Below are 21,757 nucleotides of genomic sequence, written 5' to 3' on the forward strand. Positions count from 1 at the left end.
ACGCAGGCTACTCGCGTTGTCGAAACGAGGCAAGCGTCTCGTCGGCGATGCCGCCACGCGAAAACAGCGTCACGAGATCTCCGGCTTCGATCTGTGTCTCGCCGTGCGGCGTCAACACCATCCCCTCTCGTTCGATGGCGATCACGAGCGTATCGTCGTCGAGAATACCACGTCGACTGGCCCCTGAAAGCTGTCGACCCACAATCGGTGCGTCCTCGCCCGCGGTTACTTCAACGATTTCTGAGCCGCCAGCCAAACTCGTGAAATCCGACAGCGTCTTTCGCTGTTCGTCCGGTTCAGGCCCATACGGTGAGTAGGGATGGACCGAATCAGTTTGGACCAGATCCTCGTCTTCGATCTCGATGCCCAGACTTGAGATCGCACGCGCGATCCGCCGCAGATCGTCGATTGCCTCACCGACTGCGAGGACGTGGAGGTTCCGTCGACCGGTCATCAGTTCGCGGACGTTGATCACGCCGGGAATCGCCCGCACTTTGCTCGCAAACGACTCGCGTTCGGCGACCGGCGCGTTACAGAAATAGAGGTTTGTGAGTCGACCGTCGGCGGCCTCGAAGTCAACCTGTGCGTGGTAGCCAGTGATAACGCCTGCCTCCTCAAGTTGGCTGATTCGGTTTCTGATCGTCGCCGGTGAGACGTCGACTGCGGTGGCGATCTCCGGGGCCGACGTGTTGCGGGCGTCGGCCATCAGCTCGTAGACCACCCGCCGGTCGATTGCGTCGAGTTGCTCGTCCATACCCCGGCCACACAGCCGACTCACAAGACCGTTGTCCTCCGGCTACGACTCCAGCTGCGGTTCGGATTGTTCGTGTCGACCCTTCCCGAACAGTCGCTTGACCAGCGACCGAGAGGAGGGCCGTTCGGCCAAGAGTACCGAACACTCGACGTCGTTGACGACATCCAGATGGAGCGAATCGGTCGCAAGCCGGGAGATCAGCCCCTTCTCGGTCGCACCGATGGCGATCAGTGTCGCATCTCGGGACTCGCGTTCGATGGCGGCTTCGACATTGCCGGAGTCGTCGACGATGAACGCGGCGTCTTCGAGTTCGTGTTCGGCGGCCCACGATTCGAGGAAGGCCTCGCCCGCTTGGCGTTCGTCGGGACTGTCGACGACGTGGAGCAGTGCGACCTCCGCGCCGGTCGTCGCCTGCAGGGCCGCCGCAACCTCGGCGCTCAGTCCCGAATCCGGGCCCCCAGCGGTCGGGATCAGGATACGGGAGGTGTCGAGCCCGCGGTCGTTGATGATGGCGAAATCGCAGGGTAGCTGGTTGGTAATCTCGTCGAGCGGCCGCTCGGCGCGGGCGGCGTTCCAGAGCTGATCTTCGCCCCACTCCATGACGACCAGATCAGGCCGGGTGCGGCGGGCCATGTCGAAGACCTCCTCGAAGGAGTGGTGGCTGGCGAGCGACGAGACCCTAATGTTGATGCCGCACTCCTCGCCCAGCGCGTGGATGTCGGCCATTCGCTTGTCGGATTCAGCCTCAATCCGCTCGGAGTTCCCGCCGGTCGCCAGCGACATCTTCTTCGGTGCCTGAACGATGTGGACGACGTGGACGGTGGCGTTCTCGCGATGGCTAGCGACCCGACAGGCGAGTTCGACAATCGGGATATCGGTCCGCGGGTTCGTGATCGGAACCATAATTCGGTAGCGGTCCTCGCCGACAAGGGCGGCCTCGGCGGCATCGAGGATCGGGACGTACGACCGGCCCGCGAAGCGACCGAAGGTCCATTCGGGAAGGGTGAGTCGACGGTTCAGCCCTTCGAACCGGGCGGATTCGAGCCGCTCTTCGCTGGTCTGGAAGTAGTTGACGACCGTCACGAGGACCACCCCACCGAGCGTATTCCCAAGCAGGACGGGAAGCACGAAGCTCGTCATGCCGGTGACAAGCGAGTAGTTCGTTTCCAAGACGAGATAGATAACCTCGGTGAACGAAACGACGACGTGGAACAGGTTGCCGTTCGGAATCGCGAGGAAGGCGAGATAGACGACCAAGAGTCGGGAGACGGTATCGCCCGCCGCGAAGCCAACCCAGACGACACCGGCGACGATCAGGCCAGCAAAGACCGCCTTGAAAAACAGTGACCACCACTCGGTGTAGATTGCGCCTTTCTCGGCGATCTCGATGGCCTTGAGCTGGCTTTCGGGCTCGAAGATCCCGCCGTAGACCAGCGAGATCGCACCCATCGCCCCCCCAGTGAAGTTACCCGCCAGTACGATCCCCCAGTGGCGAAACAGCGTCGGGATACTCGCCAGCCGTTCGAGCGTCAGCGCGACCGGCGGCAGCGTGTTTTCGGTGTACAGCTGATAGCCACCGATAATAATATAAATGAATCCAAGCGGATACAGCAGTGTGCCGACGACGGCGTTGTCGGTAGCCGCGGACATCGAGACGTAGAGCAAGAAGGTGATCGTGATCGCAAAACCGGCGGCGACCGCGCTGAAAAACAGCTCGCGGCTGCCGGAGGTAATCTCCTCGTCGGCGGCCGCCACGACCCGTTGAAACACTTCATCCGCCGAAAACCGGTCGCGGAGGACCTCACCGACTGCGGGTGCGCCGCTCCTGGACCGTTCGACGGCGTCCCGCACCGAGTCTTCTTGCCCATTGCCGTTCGGTTCGCTCATTACGGGGGACAAATCGGTTCCAAACCTAAGGTGTTGGCTTTTCGGCTCGCTGTCGGCCCGCCCCGCTACTCCGGAGCTCCCGCAAGAACGTCGACCCCACTGGAGGCTCCGATTCGGTCGGCTCCTGCCTCGATCATCGCCATCGCCGTTTCGTAGTCCCCAATACCGCCGCTGGCCTTTACCGGCAGATACGCTGCCATCAGTTCGACATCCGCAACTGTGGCCCCAGCGGGCTCGGCGTCGACAAAGCCAGTCGACGTTTTAACCATCGCTGCATCCGCCGCAACCGCGGCCTGACAGGCGCGGCGTTTTTCGGCGTCAGTCAGCAGTGCCGTCTCGATGATCACCTTGACCGGGATCGGAACGGCGGCGACGATTTCGGCGATTTCGTCAGTGACGGCCTCGGTGTCGCCGGCTTTGAGTCGACCAATATTGATGACGACATCGAGTTCGTCGGCGCCCGATTTCCATGCAGAGGCTCCTGCCTCACGCTTGATTTCAGGAGAGTCCTGTCCGTGTGGGAAGCCGATGACGGTGGCAATCGTGAGGGTAGGCGGTGCCTGCTCGGCGGTAGTCGCCACATAACAGGGCGGAATACAGACGTTCATCCCGTGGTCGACTGTCTCCCTGACGACGCGGTCGACGTCCTTGGGGGTCGTCTCCGGCCCGAGTACCGTGTGATCGATTCGCCCGGCGAGTTCCTGACGGTCCATAGCTAGTGCTCAGACGGAGAGGGTGAAAAAGCTCGCCTCCGGTGTTCGGTACTGTTTTTAGCGAGAGCGAGAGCCACAGCGTATGGTCTTGCTCCCCGAAGGGTTCTCGCTCCCGCCGCTGCCGTATCTGGGTGGCCTTCTCATCGCTGTCGCCGCTGTGGGCTACGGGCTCTCCCGTCGACGGCCACCGGTCACCGCCCGCCATATCCTCGCGTTCGCGCCGTGGATGGTGGTCGGCTCCTCGCTGCACGTCCTTCATGTGATCGGTGGTCTTCCGCCAGCCGTCGAGCCATTCGGCGGCACCGCGGCGGTCTATCTCACCGTCTCGGCGGTTGCCGGTGGCAGCTGGCTGCTCGCGGCCTCAACGCGTCCCCGTCGACAGGTGCCTGCTGTGATTGCTGGGACCGGCCTGCTGGCACTGCTGCCGGTGGTCGGCGGAGCAGTTGCGGTTGGGGCCCAGCAGGGGACGTTAGCCGTGTTTTGGCCCGCTGTTGGGGTGGTCCTGAGTGTTGCCGTGACGGTACTCGCGTGGGTGGGTCTGCGTCGACTCCGACCGGCGGCGGCGTCGACGACCGGCTCAGTTGGCCTCTTAGCATTGTTTGCCCACAGTCTGGATGCTGTTTCGACGGCTGTGGGTGTCGACGTGCTCGGCTTCGGCGAGCGAACCCCGGCGTCGAGACTGATTATCGAGTTTGCAGATCGGCTGCCGACCGCCGAGGCGCTTGGCAGCGGCTGGCTGTTCGTGGTGGTGAAGCTGGTGTTAGTCGGTGGCGTCGTGGTGCTGTTTGCCGACTATATCGAGGATGAACCCACCGAGGGCTATCTTCTGTTGGGATTCATTGCGGCGGTCGGTCTCGGTCCCGGGGTCCACAATCTGTTGTTGTTTGCGGTGACTGGCGGCTGATCGGTCGCTGTTCGATCTTCGGTAATCGTGGACAGTGGTAGTCAGGGGCTACGAGAGGTTTCGTCCGGTAGTCGACTGCTAACGCCAGTCAACCGATACCGTTGGTCGACTGCTAACACCAGTCAACCGATACCGTTGGTCGACCGGCAGTGTCTGACGAGGTTATATACCCACAGGTTCTGCATTATCCCTGTATGGATAGCTCGCTGACGACTGCAGTCACCGCCACCGACCCGCTGCCGTGGGAGGTGGTGATCGCAGTCGGTGCGCTGGCCGGGCTCGTGGCGGCGGTCGTCATGGACTGGCCGATGAGTCGACAGCCCGACGGCTTCATTCCGGCGGCGATTGCCGCGGCGGTCGTCTCCCGACAGCCGGTCGAGGCAGTCTCGATGCCCGAACTGATGATCGTCCACCATTTCGCGGGGCTGCTTGCCGGGGTGCTGTACGGACTGCTGGTGGTGGGGTTTTCGGCCAGACTGCCCGAACTGCTCGCAGTTGGTGGTCTCGACATCGTGGCTCATCTGCTGGCGGTCAGCCTCGTCGGCGGCTTTATCTACTCGTTCTTCGCCCACTTCGTCCTGCCACGGGCCGGTGGCCGGAGCTACGAGGAACAGGCGACCGCAATTCGCGGCCAGTGGCTCCGCTCGTCGCTCGTTTTTGGAGCCACGCTGGCGGTATCAGTCCCGCTCGTGGCACTCTCGCTTGCTGGCTAAAATAGGAGTCTTCGGCTACCAGTTAGGCATCGCCGTCGACGGCTGTTTTGTCGAGTTTTTCCTCGATCTCTTCGGTCTGCTTTTCGATCTTTTCTTCGACCTTGGCTTCGACTTCGCCGGTCTGTTCCTCGATTTTCTCCTCGACTTCGCCGGTCTGTTTTTCGATTTTCTCCTCGACTTTCTCCTCGATCTCGTCGGTTCGTGGCCGCCGGTCGACCCGCTCGTTGATCGCTTCGAGTTTGTTGATAACCTCCGAGACCTCCTTGCCGACCGTCTCGTCGACCGTCTGCTCGACGGTCTCGGTCACTTCGCGTGTCATCCACTCGGGGTCGAAGCGGGCCATCTTCCAGACGACGTGGATCATGTACGATATGAAGACGCCAAGCCCGAATGCGATGCCGACGTTGGTGCCAACGACGACGAACAGGATGATCGCCGCAAATATCAGCACACCGTAGGCCAAGTCGACGAGGAAGTCGACACGGCTCGGATTCATTGTTCGTCACCCGGTGACAGTTTGCTCGTATTGCTCATCAGTACCTGTTGTTAGCGGTCAGTGCGGGAAAAGGCGGTGATATCAGGTGAGTAACCACCAACCGACACCGGACCGTTTTTTGTCCCACCGCCGGACCAGTAGCCATGGCCAAACAGCCGCATCTACTGATCGAGTCGGGCGACGTCCACGATCTGGCGATTATCCCGGGCGACCCCGGCCGCGTCGACCGGATCGCCGACCAGTGTACGAACGTCGAATTCGTCGCCGAGAATCGGGAGTATAAACTGGTTAACGCCAGCTACGAGGGCCGCAAACTGACTATCTGTTCGACCGGAATCGGCTGTCCGTCAGCAGCCATCGCCATCGAGGAACTCCACGCCGCCGGTGTCGAGACAGTCATCCGCTGTGGCACGACGGGTGCCCTCCAGTCCGACATCGAGATCGGCGACATGATCGTCGCCACCGGGGCGGCCAAAGAGGAAGGGACGACCAAGCGCTACGAGTCGGCGACCTACCCCGCGGTGCCGGACTACAAGGTGCTCAGCGGGCTTGTCGACGCCGCCGAAGCAAACGATGAGGACGTTCACGTGGGTCCTATCGTCTCCGACGATGCGTTTTATGCCGAGAGTGAAGATTACGTCGACGACTGGGAAGCAGCCAACCTGCTGGCCATCGAGATGGAGGCCGCAGCCGTCTTTTCGCTCGCGCGGCGCAAAGGGATGCGAGCCGGTGCGATCTGTACGGTCGACGGGAATCTCGTTGAGGGCACTCAAAAGGGAGCCGACGGCGACGAAGAACTCCCAGAGAAGGCGAAAAACAACGTCGAGCGTGCGATTGCGATCACGCTGGCTGCGGCTGCGGAGCTGTAGACAGGTTACTTTTTAGTAATATCCCGAACAACAGTCAGATAATCGAATCATGGTTTCGTGGTCCTCCCTCGCCACCGGTGACAGACGGAGTGTCGACTGATGTGGGTTGTCGCCCTCAGTATCGTCTTCGTTGGACTCGGTCTCGCAGTCGGCTGGTTTGGGCTCCGACCGCTTACAGTGGTCGTGCCACTCGTTCGAAACGAGGTTCAGGACCCCTCTGCGGTCTCGGAGTCCGATGGGTTCGTGGTCTGTCGCGGCACCGCAACGGAGAACGGCGAGAGCTTTGCGGCCCCGTTTACGGGACGGGACTGTCTTGGCTTCGAGTTCGAGGTGACCGAACGCCAACTGGCTTGGATCGGTCTTCCGTGGTCCAACAACCACCTCGATGACGGCGTCGCCACGACACCGTTCGCACTCGATGGCGCGTACGGAACGGTAGCCGTCGACCCCTCCTCACGTCGGTTTTCGCTGGACACCGAGTCGGCAGTTATCTCGGTCGACAGCCACGAGACGCCGGCGGATCGGATTCAGCGCTTTCTGGACGTTCGAGAGATCCAACCCGTCGCTCGCTGGCTTGCGGCGATTCCGTTGTTCGGCACACGACGCTTCATCGAACGCCGGGTCGACCCCGGCGAGGAGTACGTCATCGCCGGTCGTGTTGAACACCGACAGGGAACGATGGCTTTCACTGGGGATCTCGTGATTACGGATCAATCCCCACGCCAACTCGCTGTCACGCGGCTCTGGAGTTCCATGTTCCCACTGCTCATTGCGGCCGTGTTCGTTGGCAGCGGGCTGTGGGCTGTCGTCGCACTGTAGACTGCCACCGGTTTTTACGCAGGGACACTACTGTCGACTGACTGAGGACCACGGTGATGGGTTCGCTGGCCAGTAGCTCGCATTGAAACGGGAGCTATTTACAACGGCCGTTCATGCGATACTGTATCACGGACCAATCAAGCGAGAGCGACGGATCTCGACTGACTCGCCGTCGACTGCTGGCCGGTGCTGGGGGTGCAGTGGCAGTCGCCGCTGGCGGCGGGCTGTACGTCACCAGCGAACTCCAAGGGGATTTCGGCGACTACAGCGCACCCGACTCGGCCCCGGTCGTCACCACACGCGGACTGGTCGACCCCGATGCTGGGTCAAGCGAACAGTCGACCGCCGAAACCGAGGGAGAGTGGGCCTTCGGCGAGGCCGAGGAACTGTTTCTGTTCGTCCACGGGTTCGATACCGGCGACGAAACGGCCCGAGATCAGGGGTACGCAATGGAGACCGGTCTCGAATCGCTGCGCGCCGCGCCCGTAGTCACCTACAGTTGGGACTCGGATATCGAGTGGGGGCCCGCCAAGGCGATGGCCGACGCCAACGCCGCCCCGCTCGCAGAGTGGCTGACCGACTGGGCCGACGAGGACGGTCGACCGGTCCACGTCATCGGCTACTCGCTGGGTGCTCGCGTCACCGGCGAGGCACTGCGCGTGCTGGCCGACCGAGACCGCACCGACGCGGTGGCTTCGGTTTCGCTGCTCGGCGGCGCGATTCCGAACGACAGTGTCGGACAAGCGGGGCGATACGGCGAGGCGATCACGGCGGTCGACGCGCCGGTAACCAACTTCCACAATGCCGACGACCGGGTGTTGGGCTGGGTTTACCGGCTCTCGGACAGCACGCAGGCTGTCGGCCAGACCGGGATCGTCGACGCCGCGGCCGAACCGGAGGGCTACCAAGACGTCGACGTGACCGAACGCGTGCCGGATCACTACTCGTATTTCCAGCCCGCCGAGGGCTGTCTCCCGCAGCTGGTCGACCGACTTCCCTGATCGAGTCAGATAGTCGTTCGCAACTGGTCGGCTATCATGGCTGTTCGTGGCTTTATGAAGTGGCCATCCGACTAGCCAGCCCATCCCATGAATGCCCAGCGCGGCGTCCTTCTTCTCCTGATCGCTGTCCTGTCGTATCTCACGTTCCAACTGGTTCAGCCATATCTCTCGTTCGTTATCGCGGCACTGCTGTTGGCCTACGTGTTGTCGCCGGTTCAAACATGGCTCGAATCCCAGCTTGACCGATTTGGGTCGACGACTGCAGCCGCGCTGCTGGTGATTGTTGTGACACTGGCACTGCTGGTTCCGTTTGTTGCACTCATCGTTGCGACCGCGGGTGAGGCGGTCGCGATTGCACGCAGCCTCGCTGCTGACGACATCGCGGCCCAACTCAACGCCCCGGAAGCGTGGCTCAACTCGCGGCTGGGCCAGAACATCGATCTCACCTCCGAAATCGCCACTCGGCTCGAAGGAGTTGCCCAAACAGTGCTGGGAACAGCGCCGGATCTGCTCGCCTCGCTGACCCATATCACAATCGGTCTCGGTCTCGCGGCGTTCCTGCTGTTTTATTTGCTCCGTGACGGCGACCAGTTGGTCGACTGGCTCCACACGATCACGCCGCTGCCACAGTCTGTCCAAGAACGACTCTACGACCGGGTCGACAACATGACGCGGGCGGTACTGCTGGGCCACGTACTCGTCGCTATTATCCAAGGCGGGATCGCTGGCGTTGGCCTCTTGATCGTTGGCATCTCCAACGTCCTATTTTGGACCGTGATTATGATCCTGCTGTCGCTGTTGCCGTTTGTCGGGTCGTTTCTGGTCTGGGGCCCCGCGGCGCTCTACTTGCTGTCGGCAGGCCAGACGGTCGGTGCCCTGTTTCTGATTGCCTACGGGACGGTCGTCGTCGGCGTTTCGGACGAGTATCTCCGCCCGGTTATCGTCGACCGGTATGCCGAGATCAGCCCGGCAGTGATCGTCATCGGCGTGATCGGCGGGCTGTCGGCGTTCGGCGTGATGGGACTGTTTATCGGGCCGATCATTATCGGCGCGCTAAAAGCCGCTCTGGAACTGTTCGACGAACAGTACGACCGTCTGTAGGTAGTCGCCGGAATCAGTCACCGAGTTCTTCGCCCAAAAGCTGTTTGGAGGCTTCTTCGGCGTCGCGTTTGCCGGTCGCGGAGTTCGCCAGCAGTCGACCACCGATCTCACTGGGGCTAATCACGCGGTTGGCTCCGGCGTGGCGGAGTTTGGCGACGTTTTCCCGCTGCATCGCGGCTGCGAGGATCTGGAGATCATCGTTGAGCTGTCTGGCAGTGAGGATTGCTAGGGCGTCCTGAGCATCGTTTTCGGTGGCGACGATGGCGGCTTTCGCGTCGACGATGCCGGCCCGTTGCAGTGGATTTTCGTCGCTGGGGTCGGCGGTTACCACCGGGATGTCGCGGTCGGAGAGCCGCCGAGCGGCAGTTTCGTTCATCGTGATGATCGCGAACTGGGTACTGTTCGTGGCGAGGTTTTCGATGATCGGTTCGGTTAGATCCCCGTAGCCGAGGATCATGACGTGGTCGTCGAGGAGGTTGAATTGGCTGTCAGTCATGCGTCCGAGTGCTTTCGAGAGTTGGGCTTCGATGGCGGGCGTCAGCAGGACACCGAGGGCGACCGCGAACGCTGCGACGTTGAGCAGGAGCACCGAAATCGAAAACAGTTTGCCGAGTTCGGAGCCAGGGGCCGCGGTCACATCACCGTAGCCGACGGTGCTGGCGGTCACGATTGTGTAGTAGAAGGCGTCGGTGATCGTCACGATCCCGTCGAACTCCTCGCGAAGTGCGTAGGAGCCGAACGTTCCGTAGGAGAGTGCGGTAACGAGTGCGACCCCCGCTGCTAACTGTGTCGGCGACGGCCTAAACGTCCGGTCGAACCGCTTGCGGTTGTAGAGGAGTGCGGGCGCAGCGATCACCGACAGCGCGACCAGCGGGACCGCAAACGGCGAGACCTGCAACAGCCCTTGGATCGCGGTGATCGGCAGGAGAATCGCGGTCGCATACCAGCCGATCTGGTACCGCTGTTTCAGGGCGAGCGCACTGCCGAGCATCGTAAACCCGGTCAGTGTCCCGGTAAAACCGACCGCGCGCCGAACCGCATCCGGGACGAGGAACGCCAGCGGGCTGTCGACACCACCGGTCGAGATGTGGACTAAGCCGACGATGATCGACAAGATCGCAATCGCGAACGTCAACAGGATCGACGCCCGGATGCTCACCCAGTCGTGTGTCCACTTCATCGCTCACAGCTATCTTTGGAGGCTACTAATACCTCTGGAATCGTGGTCGACGCAGCGAACGTGAAAATACCGTTCGATCAGGGCCAACGGCACCTACAGACGGAGCTCAGCGGCTACGGCAACGGTGATGCCCGACAGCGGCAAACAGTTGGATTTTTCAGGATAGACTGCCCTCAATTGGGTATGGCTGTCCATGGCACACGAAACCAGTGTGGTCGACTTCCCGAGGCCGTACCGCTCGATATCACGCACACGACGCGGCTGAGCTGGGAGTTGGGTTCCCGCGTCATCGACGACGAGGAGTCGACGCTCGAAGGTCAGTGGCACCAATCCGAGGCGGGGTGGATGCTCAGTGTCTACCGTGTCACGAACCATACGGACCTCCTCCAACTGCGGACCCCTGTCGGCAGAGAGCGGTTCTACGGCGTCACCCAAACGGAATTCGAGTCGGCGCTCTCGACGCTCGAAGCGGCCGACCACTGGCAGTAGGCCGACTGAGGTCGGCCGCTGAGTCGACTCGTGGGGCCGAGTAGTAGTCCCAACCGATACTTTAAGCGGGAGTACCGATAGAAGCAGGCAATGGCTGCGCTTCCGTTCGAAATCCTGCTGGGCATCTATCTCGGTGTTCTCACAGGGATCATCCCGGCGCTGATCGCTGGCGTTCTCGGCTTCATCTTCAAGTATTTCACGGACGTCTCGATTCCCGGACTCGGTGTCGTCGTGCTCGCACTCGGGATAGCGGGCGTCAACGGCGGGCTGATGGCGCTCAACGACGAGAACATCCGCACCTCCGAAAACGCCGTCGCACTGCTGACCGCGATTATCGTCGTCCTCATGTTGGCGCTATATGCCCACTCGCAGGGCGACAAACTCGGCGCATCGGTCCCCAAACGGATCTCGCTCCGCAAGCTTCGGGACCGGACGCTCAACACGGACGTCATCGAGTTGGTTGGCGGGCGGAATCAGGTCCGTGTCACCGTTTCCGGCGAGGTGACCGATGTCGAGGGCTACCCACCGCTGACCGCTGAACTGCGAGGGGAGATCAAAGACGGCCACTGGACGTTTCCGGCGGATATTCCGGTCGGCGAGCTCGAAACCCGGTTTGCAGACCGCCTGCAGTCGGAGCTTGATCTCGCAGCCGTGACCGTCTCGATTGACGAGCGTGCACGCGCGAACGTGGGCGCAGCCCCACCGATTGGGAGTACCTCGAAACGCGTTCCCGACGGCAAACGTGCCGTCTCGCTGTCCGCGCTGGTTCCCAGCGGGATGACACGCGGCGAGTCCGTCCGACTGGTCACACCCTCCGAAACGGTTACTGGAACCCTGATTGCGGCTCGTTCGGGCGACAAACCGGCGGATAAACCGTCGACATCAGCTGATCCTACCGTCGCAACCGACGGCGGCGAAACGGAGCCGATGGTGCCGAAACCACCCACTGCCTCGACGACGACCGGTGGCGAGGGTCGGGTTACAGTGGTCGTCGACCGGTCGGTGGCCAAAACCCTCCTCGAAGCGGGTGAGCTACAGGTGGTCGTCCTCTCGCGGGGAACCCGCCGGGAGTTCGAACTCGTCTCGTTGCTCCGGCGGTCCGGTATTCGCTTCCAGAAACTGACGGTTAAACCCACAGGCCCACTCGACGGCCACACAATCGGGGAGGTCAGCGTCCGAGACACCTACAACGTGCTGATTATCGCCGCCAAACACGAGCAGTGGCAGGTCGCCCCGCGCGGCAGTCAGATACTGTCGGCGGGCGACAGTCTCTACGTGATCGGGAGTCGCGAGGCGCTGGCTTCCTTTGAGGAGGTGGCGGTATGAGTCTCATCGCGGCCACGGCACTGCTGCAGTCCGGTGTGACCTTCGAGGATCCCTCGACCGCAGGCGTCAATCTCCTTATTTTTGGGCTGTTGTCGGCGCTCGCGGCGGGCGGACTCACGGTTGCCTACCGCTGGTATTTCAAATCGCTGATTCCTGAGGGGATCGCCATTCTCGCGGGTGTGGCGGTCGTCGCCCTCTACATCAATACGGCCTCGCTCGGCGCCGTCGTCAGCCAGGGGTCGGTCGACCTATTTCGACCCGGCGTCGTCTTTTTCAACGTCGTCGCCCTCGGCATCTCGACGGTCGCTGCGCCGGTTGGTCGACGGATCGGTGATACGCTTGCCTCCCAGCTGTTTTCGCTGTTCGGTCTCGGTGAGATCGACACCGAGATGTCGACGATGGTCCGGTCGGTTGGCCGCGTGACGAGCGTGACGCTCCCCTCGGAGATCGGGGATATGGAAAGCTACGATCCGGTCACCGACGAGACGAAAGCCGAGCTCGCAAGCAAGACGCTGGTGTTCCCCCGACGGCTCACCCTCGACGAGCTTCGCTCGCGGCTGATTTCCCGATTGAAGGAGGATTACAGTGTCGGCTACGTCGACGTCGATCTCACTGTCGACGGAACGGTCGAGTATCTCGCGGTCGGTTCACGAGCCGCCGGGCTCGGCCCGACTATCGCACCCGGCACGGTGGCAGTCGCGATCCGGGCGGATCCGCCGCACAACGCTGCCTCCGGCGACAGAGTTCAGGTGTGGTCGACCGGCGAGAGCTCCGAACGACTCACGACCGGCGAGATCCGTGGAGTTGCAGGCGACGCGGTTACGCTTGCGGTTGACGATGCCGACGCGAAACTGCTGTCGCCGAGCGAGGAGTATCGGCTGTTGACGATGCCAGCCGAGCCACAGGCCGACCGGGAGTTCGCCACACTGCTGCGGGGTGTCGACGAGACGATGGGAACCGTTACGGTCGAGGTTGGCAGTACGTTGGTCGGCGAGACGCCCGACACGGTGTCGGCGGCCGTGCTTGCGCTCCGACCGTCCGAAGGCAAACTGATCGCGCTTCCGAAGCGGGACCGCGAATTCGAGGGTGGTGAGACGATCTACGTTCTGGGTCGACCAGACGTGATCCGCCAGCTCGAACAGTGGTCGACGACACCAGCGGAGCCAGCGGCCGACGAGAGTGTCGAAGCGGTGGCAACCAACGGCGAGACCGCCGATCACGAGGAACTCGACGACGCCGAATAACGCTCGGGACACAATTCTCAAGACGGCTCCGGCCCGATAACGGGTATGCACTGGAAGCTGTTTGCGGATCTCGCCGAAATTACGGGGCAAGGTGAGGTCGACGTGACTGTCGGAAGCGACGAGCCAACCATCGCCGACGCGCTCGGCGCGCTGATCGAGCGCTACCCCGAACTGGAGCCGCGTATTTATACCGACGACGGCGAGATCGAGTCTCATCTGAATTTGCTTCTCAATGGCGAGAACGTAAGCGGCGATAGCAGGCTGTCGACGCCCGTCAGTAGCAACGACGAACTGGCACTCTTTCCCCCTGTCAGCGGCGGGTAGCTGCTCGCGCGCGAGACAGTCGACCGCTCTCAGTGGCCGATGTTGGTGTTCGGTACGCAATATCATGCCACAATCATCGCATACTTGTCGATTAGTATACGTGAATACGTGGGATATGGGGGAGGGTAGACCATTCTGGCTGAAAAATTTATATTGGGTGTCTCCCAAGAGCCGATAGTGGCATCCCGACAAAGCGGCCCGGGTGTCGACGAGACATCGGGACTCGGTTCACTCCCCGAACCGACCGCGTATGCCGAAACAGCCGGCCATACACGGCCGAGTGCCGATTCTCCTGCCACGAAGCGGACACCCGAGGACCCGCCCCTTCGAAATCCCGCGTTGTATGCACAGACAGACCATTTCCGTGAGCGACTGCATCAGCAGGGTCGCTACGTCTCGGTGCCTATCGTCAGCGAGGCGATCACCGACGGCCAGATTCGGTGGAACACCACCGACGGCTGGCGGTTTGCCCTGCTCAAAGACGGGATTCGGTATGTGGTCGTCGTCAGCGACACCGAGACCCACTCGCCGGTCGTCGTCACCGGCTGGACCGAAGTCGACGACTGGGAGACGGCCATCGACTCCGACCGGTGGCACGACACTGACGTGCACACGATCAAACTCCGTGCGGACCTCAGCGACAACCACGACGCACAGATTCCGGACCTGATCCGGCCACGAATCGTCAGCCGCCCGTTCGACATCGGCGACCATCGCGTAACCACCGAGGCCGGAAACGGCTCGGTGGGCTGTGTCGACTGTGGCGGCCGGTTCCGGTCGAAAGCTGAACTCGCTCGCCGTCACTGTCGGTCGTAGGTGACGCACTCCCCGCGTTCACAACCGGTTTGTCGGTCGGTCCCCTCTGGCCGACAATGACTGGGGACAACAGCGGGGACGATGTCGACGCAGGCGAGGATGTCGGTACTGACGCGGGCACCGATGGGGATGTCGACGATTCCGGCGATCTCCAAGACCGAGAGCCGGAGGCGTTCTCGCTTGACGACTTTTATACGGCAGTCGACGCCGAGCAGCGGCCGGTACTCACTACCGAGCAGGTCGCCCGTCGACTCGATCTGACGCAGGCGGCGGCCAGCGAGGGGCTCCAGTCGCTCGCCGCAGCCGCCGACCTCGAAACGGTCATCCACGAGGGCGAGCCAGTGGCGTGGTATCCCACCGAGATCCGGGATCTGGCCGCCCGCGAGCGGATCGTCCTGTTTCCGACCCGGCGGGAGGTCGTCGTCGACCAACCCACCCAGTACACTCGCGCCCACCTCTCGCAGTTCGCGCATTTGGTCGACTCGACGGGCTCAGAGCCGGGGAGCCGTGGCTATCTGTACCGCATTCGGCAGGAAGACATCTGGGCCGCGCCGTTTGACGATCTCGATGGCTTGCTGGCGTCGATGCGGTCGGTGTTTCCCCGCCGGTCGACGCATCTCGAAGAGTGGGTCGAATCCCAATGGAGTCGCGCCCACCAGTTCACGCTTCGAACCCACGAGGACGGCTACACGGTTCTCGAAGCCGCAACCGAGGACCTGATGGGCAACGTCGCCCGGCAGAAGCTCTCGGAGGACCAGTTGCGAGCGCCGATGTCGGACACTGAAAGCTGGGTCAACGCCGACGAGGTTGCCTCTGTGAAGCGCGTGCTCTACGAGGCAGGCTACCCGGTCGTCGACGAACGGGACCTCGACACTGGCGACCCCATCGAGGTCGACCTGACGGCCACGCTCCGGGAGTACCAGCAGTCGTGGGTCGACACGTTCCTCGATCAGAAAGCAGGCGTCTACGTCGGCCCGCCGGGCAGCGGGAAGACGATTGCAGCCATCGCCACCATCGCCGCAGTCGGTGGCGAGACGCTCATTTTGGTTCCGAGCCGGGAACTCGCCGCCCAGTGGCGCGAGGCACTAACGAGTGAGTCGACGCTCACTGACGACCAGATTGGCGAGTACCACGGCGGCCAGAAGAACATTCGCCCAGTGACGATTGCGACCTACCAGACTGCCGGGATGGATCGGCACCGACAGCTGTTCGACTCCCGGAAGTGGGGTCTGATTGTCTACGACGAGGTCCAGCATATTCCGAGCCGGGTGTTCCGTCGGAGTGCTGATCTGCAGGCCTCCCATCGGTTGGGACTCAGCGCGACGCCAGTCCGAGAGGACGACAAGGAAAAAGAGATCTTCACGCTGATCGGGCCGCCAATCGGGACCGACTGGGCCGAACTGTTTGACGCCGGATTCGTCGCCGAACCGGAGGTCGAGATTCGGTACGTGCCGTGGCGCGACGAAATGGCCCGCAACGAGTACGTGAGCGCGGATGGCCAAGAGCGGTACCAACTGGCCGCGATGAACCCCGCGAAGATCGCCGAAATCCGGTATTTGTGTGAAACCCATCCCAACTCGAAGACGCTGATCTTCGTCGACTATCTCGACCAAGGCAAAGAAATCGCCGAGGCGCTGGATATTCCGTTCATAAGTGGTGAGACGCGCCACTACGAGCGCCAACAGCAGTTCGAGGCGTTCCGCAACGGTGAGCTACAGACGCTGATCGTGTCGCGAATCGCCGACGAAGGGATCGACCTGCCAAATGCTGAACTGGCGATTGTTGCTTCAGGGCTTGGGGGGTCGCGTCGACAGGGAACCCAGCGGGCGGGCCGAACGATGCGACCGGTCGGGAGCGCGGTGCTGTACGTGCTGGCGACCCGTGGGACCAGAGAGGAGGACTTCGCCCAACAGCAGATGCGGCATCTCGCGGGCAAGGGCGTCAGAATCCGCGAGACAAATGTGAGCGAGTAGCTAGTCCACGCTGGCTTCTATTGCGTCCATCACCCGGTCGACCTTCTCGACATCTGCATTATACCCCATATGTCCGACGCGAAGGATATCGTCGGCCAGATCGCCGAGACTTGTTGCGAGGACGATGTCGTGCTCGTCCTCGATGCGCTGCTGAATCGCTTGGGCCTCGCCGGGGATGTGGAATGCTGTGACGGTCGGCGAACTGCGGGATTCGTCGGGGTAAATGTCGAGTCCGAGTTCGGCACCGCGCTGTCGACACTGCTCGGCGGCGGCCTCGTGTCGCTTATAAACGGACTCCATTCCTTCATCGAGAAGTCGCGAAACGGCGGTATCCAGCGCGGCCACGTTCGCATCGAGATGCGTGTACGGGAAGCCATCCGACACGTCACGCCATGGAAGCAGGTTCGTATATAAGGACGTGGGGGCACGCTCCTCCATTGCGTCCCACGCTCGGTCGCTGACGGCCGCCGTGGTGAGGCCGGGCGGCGCGCTGAAACACTTTTGAGAGGCTCCGAGACAGACATCGATTCGGTCGGTTGGGACCGGTGTTCCACCGAGCGAGGAGACGGCGTCGACCACACTCAGTACGTCGTACTTGTCCAGCAGATCGAGCACCGGCTCCAGATCGTTGAGCGTCCCGGTCGGCGTCTCGCAGTGGACCAACGTGGCGACCGACACCGGCTCGCCCGCGTCTTCGGCCGCCGCGAGTGCGGTCTCGATGCCAGCGAGGTCGTAGCCCTCGTCGTAGGGTGCCGAAACGAGCGTCGACTCGCCGTTGTAGTTGTCGACGAAGTCCGCAAACCCGTCGCCGTAGACCCCGTTCGAGATACAGCACACGTGGTCGCCCGGCGCGACCAGCGAGGCGATGGCGGCCTCAAGGCCGAGGATGCCCTCGCCGCCGGGGACAATCACATCGTGGCTCGTGTCGTAGACCTGCTGGAGGTTCTCACAGAGCTGATTGTAGCGGTCGCGGAACCCCGAATCGATGTTGGGGTTCGGCTGCTGGCGGGCCATCGCCTCCCGGACTTCGGGTGGGACCGCGGTCGGCCCCGGTGTGAATAACATACAGTCAGTGGGCAGTCGACCCATTAACTGATTGCGGTCTGTTGGCTGTGTGGGCTACTGCTAATAGTTGTCAAACATTGTGTTTTATTGTAATATGTATAGTTAGGAGTCATATGACACGCCGATCATTTTTTGTTGCCGTGGTCCTGCTTCTCAGCATCCTGTTTGCCGGGCTCGCAGTCAGTTCGATCCGCGCGGGGGAGTCGGCTGGCTACGGATATGCTGTCGTTGCCGTGCTGCAGATCGCCGCCGCTGTCGGGTACTGGGTCCATCCAAAATCAGTTGTTTCTCCCGACGATCCGGCTCCGCGAGAGTGGTTCGAACTCGCGGGGCTTGTCGTCGCAGCACTGGTGGTTTCGGCGCTCCTTTTGTTCGTAGCGATTGGTTAATCGACCTCGTCGGGTTCGTCCCACGGCGCGTCGACGTCGACTGCCTCAATCGCATGCTCGATCTCGGCCTCCGAGAAGTCGATCTCATCGAGCACCATACTCAATCGCTGCCATCGGGCGCTCTGGTCGTCCTCGCCGTCCGGGCCGACGCGTGCGCCACGAGTTTTAAAGAAGCGTTTGCCACGACCCAAACGGGAGCCTTCGCCAGTGTGACCGTCGAAAATGGCGTCGTATTTCTCTCCGGGTTCGAGATCACCCGCCGGGAAGTCGACGGCTGGCTCCTCGCCCTCCTCACGGGCTTCGGCTCGCACATCAGCGACTTTGCGGAAGTATTCGTCGGCGTTGGATGCCTCGCGCGTGGAGGGTGCGCGAGCGGCGGCCAGCGCGGCGTGAATCGCACAGAGTCGACCTTTCCAACTGGCCTCCTCCCAGCGCTCGGTCGCCAGTTCCTCGTAGCGTTCGATGGTGAGCGCAACCTCGTGGCCAGCCCGGAGGTCCTCGACGACGTACAGGTTGAGCCGGTCCCAGAGATTCCACGCGTAGCCCGACCGGGCGAGTTCCCAGGCGGCCCAGGCGGCGACCTCCTCGTCGGAGCGCCGGACGGCCTTCTGGAGCAAACTGGAGACGGCATAGCGGTTGTAGCCCCCGTCGGTCTCGTTGGCTTCCTTGGGTTCGCCGAAGTCGTTGTCCGTGTCGGCCTCGGGGTCGCGGTCGGTGTCGAGTTCGCCGTCGCTGCCGAAGGTCGCCTGTCGTGGCTCTCGCTCCTCGCCCATGGCGGCTGTGGGGACGGTGGGTGCTAAAGGTCGACGGCTCGGAGTGTGGGAGGGCGTGGCGACCGACGTGGAAATGAGAATTCTTAAACAGGGCTGGGCGGCTACTGTTAGATAGCCCGCCCTTAGCTCAGCCTGGTAGAGCAGTCGACTGTAGATCGACTTGTCCCCCGTTCAATTCGGGGAGGGCGGACTGCGAGACTCGAACATCGTGAGAGTCTCGGTTAGCGAGCGGCGTAGCCGCGAGCCTTCTTCTGCGAACAACGTGAGCAGTGAGAAGTCTCTCCCGACCCGAATTGAGCAGACGAGTCACAGCCCGGACCGGCGAGCGAAGCGAGCCGCATGCCCGGACTGTCTCGGCGAGTTCAATTCGGGGAGGGCGGACTGTTTTTATTTGTCTCGACTTCCCCACACCACCTTCTCCACTAGTTCCACCCGCAAATCCTGCTCAACGACAAGCTGACACGACAGTCGCGGATACCCAAACCGTTCAGCCACTCGGTCATGCCAGTGGTCCGGCTCCACATCCTCAGCCACTCGCACCCCACAGGTCGCACAGAGCCCACGCCCACCGCAGTTGGCGCGCTTGGTCAGTCGACTGTACGGCGAAAAACCAGCCTCCTGAAGCACATCCCGAAGCACTCGCCCCCGTTCGACTGTGAGTTCAGTTTCGGTCTCACCGTCGACAATGACCAGCCGAACCGTCTCCGTGGAGTCTGCGGAGCCACCCATACCGACAGGGTGGCTGCCGCCCTGATTGCCTCTTTGGCTGTCGACCGTCATCCAGCGGGATTTATATACTCGACTCGGTAATCGCATGGTATGACTCAGAGAGCATCACAGGAACATTCGCTCGTCGACCGGGCCGGCGAGCGGACGATCCACGTCGGCCGAGACCGGCCGATCCGGATCAGTTCCGGCCACCGAATTCTGCACCACGACGGCAAATGTAGCCGCCCTCACGGCCACAACTACGAGATCTCGGTCTCGATCTCCGGCGAACTCACCGAGGAGGGATGGGTCGTCGACAAAGGCGACGTGACCGATATTATCGACCGCTGGGATCACCGATTCCTCCTGCAGGAGGGCGACCCGCTGATCGAAGCCTTCGAAGACGCTGGCGACGGCGATGCAGTCGTCGTCCTTGAGGCACCGCCGACCGCCGAGGTGATGGCAGTCGTCCTCGAAAACGAACTCCGCGCGGAACTCCCTGACACCGTCACCGACGTCTCGGCCGACGTGAGCGAAACCGCCGAACTGAGCAGCTGCCAGTAACCATGCCAGTCAGTTCCGAACTCAGCGTCGACCAAGATAGCCAACCCGATAGCGAGGGGCCAGCCCTGCCGGTCAACGAACTCTTTGAGTCCTTGCAGGGCGAGGGCGTCCTCGCGGGCGTGCCGAGCATCTTCATTCGGACGAGTGGCTGCAATCTCCGGTGTTGGTTCTGCGATTCCTACCATACCTCATGGGAGCCAACCCACGCGTGGATGGACCTCGATGAGGTTATCGACCGCGTCTCGGAGTTCGACGCCAACCACGTCGTGCTCACGGGCGGCGAACCACTGATTCACGAGGAGTCGATAGCCCTCATAAACCGACTCGCCAACCGCGGCTACCACATCACCGTCGAAACGAATGGGACGATTGCGCCGCCGCCCGGAACGCCAATCGATCTCGCCTCAATTAGCCCGAAACTCGCCTCGTCGACGCCCACACCCGAGCGACCACCGGCGGGCGGAGAGGAGGATGCGGTTGATGCCGAGGACTGGCAACAACGCCACGAAGCAGGTCGGATCGATCACGACGAACTCACCGCGCTCATCGAGCGGTTCCCATTCCAACTCAAGTTCGTGCTCACGGGCCGCGATGACCTGCCCGAAATCGAGGACCTGATCGCCGACCTCCGCGCCGGAACCGAGACCGAAATCGCAGACAGTGACGTCCTCTTGATGCCGGAGGGACAGACCCGGAGCCAGCTTGCAGAAACCAGACAGGAAGTCGCCGAGGTCGCCATCGAGTCGGGGTATCGCTACACCCCACGGCTCCACGTCGACCTCTGGAACGACGCCCCCGAAACCTAACCATGACAGAATCCACACAAGGTCCACCGACTACCGACACTGCCGACGCACCGTCCACTGATCAGTCCACCAAGCGCGCGGTCGTCCTCGTCTCCGGTGGGATGGACAGCGCGACGACCGTCTACGAGGCCCGCGACCGCGGCTACGAGCTGTACCTCCTCCACACGTCCTACGGCCAGCGAACCGAGTCGACCGAGTACGACTGCGCCCGCCAGTTGGCCGATCTGGTCGACGTCGCGGACTTCCTCCACATCGAAACCGATCACCTCCAGCAGATCGGTGGCTCGGCGCTTACCGACGACGAGATGGCTGTCGACGATGCGGACCTCGACAGCGAAGAAATCCCCGACACCTACGTCCCGTTCCGGAACGCCAACCTGCTGTCGATGGCGGTCTCCTTCGCCGAGGCAAACGGCTGTGAGGCCGTCTTCGTCGGCGCCCACAGCGAGGATTTCTCCGGGTATCCCGACTGTCGACCCGAATTCTTCGATGCGTTCGAGACCATGGTTGAGGTCGGCACCAAACCCGAGACTGAGATCACAATCGAAGTTCCGTTCGTGGAGTCGACCAAAACCGAGATCGCCGAGCGAGGGGTCGACCTCGGCGTTCCGTTCGAACACACCTGGAGCTGTTACCGCGAGGAGGAACCGGCCTGCGGCACCTGTGATGCCTGTGCGTTTCGACTCCAAGCCTTCCAGCGACTCGGCGTCCATGACCCGATTTCGTACGCCGAACGACCTGACTACACAGAGACGAATAGCTGAACGACAGATCGCGTGCGGCCTCACAGCGTTCGGCATTCTATCAATAAAATGAAGAATAAACCCGAAACGGATGGCGTTA

The 21,757-nt window shown here is 62.2% G+C and carries 24 protein-coding genes and 1 tRNA gene; 17 read left to right on the top strand and 8 right to left on the bottom strand.

The genetic code is table 11. The annotated features are described in order from the left end of the window. Nucleotides 1–7: 7 nt before the first annotated feature. From HALTADL_RS12200 to deoC, 3 genes are all read right to left on the bottom strand, one after another. Nucleotides 8–754 (bottom strand): Lrp/AsnC family transcriptional regulator, encoded by a 747-nt coding sequence (locus tag HALTADL_RS12200; protein WP_089671017.1) that lies wholly within the window; start codon nt 752–754, stop codon nt 8–10. Between the two features lie 42 nt (nt 755–796). Then, entirely contained in the window at nt 797–2,641 is a 1,845-nt protein-coding gene (locus HALTADL_RS12205) for a formate/nitrite transporter family protein (RefSeq protein WP_089671018.1), read from the bottom strand. 65 nt (nt 2,642–2,706) lie between these two features. After that, nucleotides 2,707–3,354: a deoxyribose-phosphate aldolase gene (gene deoC / locus HALTADL_RS12210; protein WP_089671019.1), complete on the bottom strand. Its 648-nt coding sequence runs from the start codon at nt 3,352–3,354 to the stop codon at nt 2,707–2,709. An 82-nt stretch (nt 3,355–3,436) separates the two neighbouring features. On the opposite strand from deoC, the gene HALTADL_RS12215 reads away from it, so the two are divergent. Next, a complete protein-coding gene (locus tag HALTADL_RS12215; protein WP_089671020.1) occupies nt 3,437–4,258 on the top strand; it encodes a DUF63 family protein in 822 nt (273 codons plus the stop codon). 194 nt (nt 4,259–4,452) lie between these two features. Continuing rightward, entirely contained in the window at nt 4,453–4,971 is a 519-nt protein-coding gene (locus HALTADL_RS12220) for a hypothetical protein (RefSeq protein WP_089671021.1), read from the top strand. Between the two features lie 22 nt (nt 4,972–4,993). Here HALTADL_RS12220 and HALTADL_RS12225 read toward each other — a convergent pair whose 3' ends face one another. Then, nucleotides 4,994–5,467, bottom strand: coding sequence for a DUF485 domain-containing protein (locus HALTADL_RS12225; protein ID WP_089671022.1), 474 nt, complete (start codon nt 5,465–5,467; stop codon nt 4,994–4,996). Between the two features lie 143 nt (nt 5,468–5,610). On the opposite strand from HALTADL_RS12225, the gene HALTADL_RS12230 reads away from it, so the two are divergent. From HALTADL_RS12230 to HALTADL_RS12245, 4 genes are all read left to right on the top strand, one after another. Next, complete coding sequence (locus HALTADL_RS12230; RefSeq protein WP_089671023.1) at nt 5,611–6,336, top strand: nucleoside phosphorylase; 726 nt, start codon at nt 5,611–5,613, stop codon at nt 6,334–6,336. A gap of 99 nt (nt 6,337–6,435) precedes the next feature. Beyond that, on the top strand, nt 6,436–7,155 hold the full coding sequence (locus HALTADL_RS12235; protein ID WP_089671024.1) for a hypothetical protein: 720 nt from the start codon (nt 6,436–6,438) through the stop codon (nt 7,153–7,155). Nucleotides 7,156–7,268: 113 nt separating this feature from the next. After that, entirely contained in the window at nt 7,269–8,156 is an 888-nt protein-coding gene (locus HALTADL_RS12240; RefSeq protein ID WP_089671025.1) for a DUF726 domain-containing protein, read from the top strand. Between the two features lie 87 nt (nt 8,157–8,243). Then, nucleotides 8,244–9,257, top strand: coding sequence for an AI-2E family transporter (locus tag HALTADL_RS12245; RefSeq protein WP_089671026.1), 1,014 nt, complete (start codon nt 8,244–8,246; stop codon nt 9,255–9,257). 13 nt (nt 9,258–9,270) lie between these two features. Here the strand turns inward: HALTADL_RS12245 and HALTADL_RS12250 are convergent, their stop codons facing one another. Then, entirely contained in the window at nt 9,271–10,437 is a 1,167-nt protein-coding gene (locus tag HALTADL_RS12250; RefSeq protein WP_089671027.1) for an NAD-binding protein, read from the bottom strand. A 183-nt stretch (nt 10,438–10,620) separates the two neighbouring features. On the opposite strand from HALTADL_RS12250, the gene HALTADL_RS12255 reads away from it, so the two are divergent. The 6 genes from HALTADL_RS12255 to HALTADL_RS12280 all read left to right on the top strand — a co-directional run bounded on the left by HALTADL_RS12255 (nt 10,621) and on the right by HALTADL_RS12280 (nt 16,609). Then, on the top strand, nt 10,621–10,926 hold the full coding sequence (locus HALTADL_RS12255) for a hypothetical protein (RefSeq protein WP_089671028.1): 306 nt from the start codon (nt 10,621–10,623) through the stop codon (nt 10,924–10,926). A gap of 90 nt (nt 10,927–11,016) precedes the next feature. Then, on the top strand, nt 11,017–12,252 hold the full coding sequence (locus tag HALTADL_RS12260) for a potassium channel family protein (protein ID WP_089671029.1): 1,236 nt from the start codon (nt 11,017–11,019) through the stop codon (nt 12,250–12,252). After that, nucleotides 12,249–13,496, top strand: coding sequence for a hypothetical protein (locus HALTADL_RS12265; protein ID WP_089671030.1), 1,248 nt, complete (start codon nt 12,249–12,251; stop codon nt 13,494–13,496). Before HALTADL_RS12260 ends, HALTADL_RS12265 begins: the two co-directional genes overlap by 4 nt. Nucleotides 13,497–13,541: 45 nt before the next feature. Then, a complete protein-coding gene (locus HALTADL_RS12270; protein WP_089671031.1) occupies nt 13,542–13,820 on the top strand; it encodes a ubiquitin-like small modifier protein 1 in 279 nt (92 codons plus the stop codon). Nucleotides 13,821–13,997: 177 nt separating this feature from the next. Further along, nucleotides 13,998–14,636 (top strand): hypothetical protein, encoded by a 639-nt coding sequence (locus HALTADL_RS12275; protein WP_245708357.1) that lies wholly within the window; start codon nt 13,998–14,000, stop codon nt 14,634–14,636. 56 nt (nt 14,637–14,692) lie between these two features. Then, nucleotides 14,693–16,609, top strand: coding sequence for a DEAD/DEAH box helicase (locus HALTADL_RS12280; protein WP_089671032.1), 1,917 nt, complete (start codon nt 14,693–14,695; stop codon nt 16,607–16,609). On the opposite strand, the gene HALTADL_RS12285 is transcribed toward HALTADL_RS12280, so the two are convergent. After that, the gene (locus HALTADL_RS12285) at nt 16,610–17,674 is read right to left on the bottom strand and encodes a pyridoxal-phosphate-dependent aminotransferase family protein (RefSeq protein WP_089671140.1); all 1,065 of its coding nucleotides are present in this window, start codon (nt 17,672–17,674) and stop codon (nt 16,610–16,612) included. A gap of 113 nt (nt 17,675–17,787) precedes the next feature. Between HALTADL_RS12285 and HALTADL_RS12290 the strand changes: the two genes are divergently transcribed. Further along, nucleotides 17,788–18,063, top strand: a complete 276-nt coding sequence (locus HALTADL_RS12290) for a hypothetical protein (protein ID WP_100190892.1) — start codon at nt 17,788–17,790, stop codon at nt 18,061–18,063. On the opposite strand, the gene HALTADL_RS12295 is transcribed toward HALTADL_RS12290, so the two are convergent. After that, nucleotides 18,060–18,836, bottom strand: coding sequence for a hypothetical protein (locus HALTADL_RS12295; protein ID WP_089671034.1), 777 nt, complete (start codon nt 18,834–18,836; stop codon nt 18,060–18,062). The two genes, HALTADL_RS12290 and HALTADL_RS12295, sit on opposite strands and share 4 nt — an antisense overlap. A 116-nt stretch (nt 18,837–18,952) precedes the next feature. Here HALTADL_RS12295 and HALTADL_RS12300 point away from each other — a divergent pair. Beyond that, a tRNA-Tyr gene (locus tag HALTADL_RS12300) sits at nt 18,953–19,026 on the top strand. Between the two features lie 197 nt (nt 19,027–19,223). On the opposite strand, the gene HALTADL_RS12305 is transcribed toward HALTADL_RS12300, so the two are convergent. Next, nucleotides 19,224–19,565: a 2Fe-2S iron-sulfur cluster-binding protein gene (locus HALTADL_RS12305; protein ID WP_089671141.1), complete on the bottom strand. Its 342-nt coding sequence runs from the start codon at nt 19,563–19,565 to the stop codon at nt 19,224–19,226. Between the two features lie 90 nt (nt 19,566–19,655). On the opposite strand from HALTADL_RS12305, the gene HALTADL_RS12310 reads away from it, so the two are divergent. The 3 genes from HALTADL_RS12310 to queC are packed head-to-tail and all read left to right on the top strand — an operon-like array spanning nt 19,656 to nt 21,678. Further along, the gene (locus tag HALTADL_RS12310) at nt 19,656–20,108 is read left to right on the top strand and encodes a 6-pyruvoyl trahydropterin synthase family protein (RefSeq protein WP_089671035.1); all 453 of its coding nucleotides are present in this window, start codon (nt 19,656–19,658) and stop codon (nt 20,106–20,108) included. A gap of 2 nt (nt 20,109–20,110) precedes the next feature. Further along, nucleotides 20,111–20,914, top strand: coding sequence for a 7-carboxy-7-deazaguanine synthase QueE (locus tag HALTADL_RS12315; protein ID WP_089671036.1), 804 nt, complete (start codon nt 20,111–20,113; stop codon nt 20,912–20,914). Nucleotides 20,915–20,916: 2 nt separating this feature from the next. Next, a complete protein-coding gene (queC, locus tag HALTADL_RS12320) occupies nt 20,917–21,678 on the top strand; it encodes a 7-cyano-7-deazaguanine synthase QueC (protein ID WP_089671037.1) in 762 nt (253 codons plus the stop codon). Nucleotides 21,679–21,757: the final 79 nt, after the last annotated feature.

This window comes from Halohasta litchfieldiae (genome assembly GCF_002788215.1).
GTDB lineage: Archaea > Halobacteriota > Halobacteria > Halobacteriales > Haloferacaceae > Halohasta > Halohasta litchfieldiae.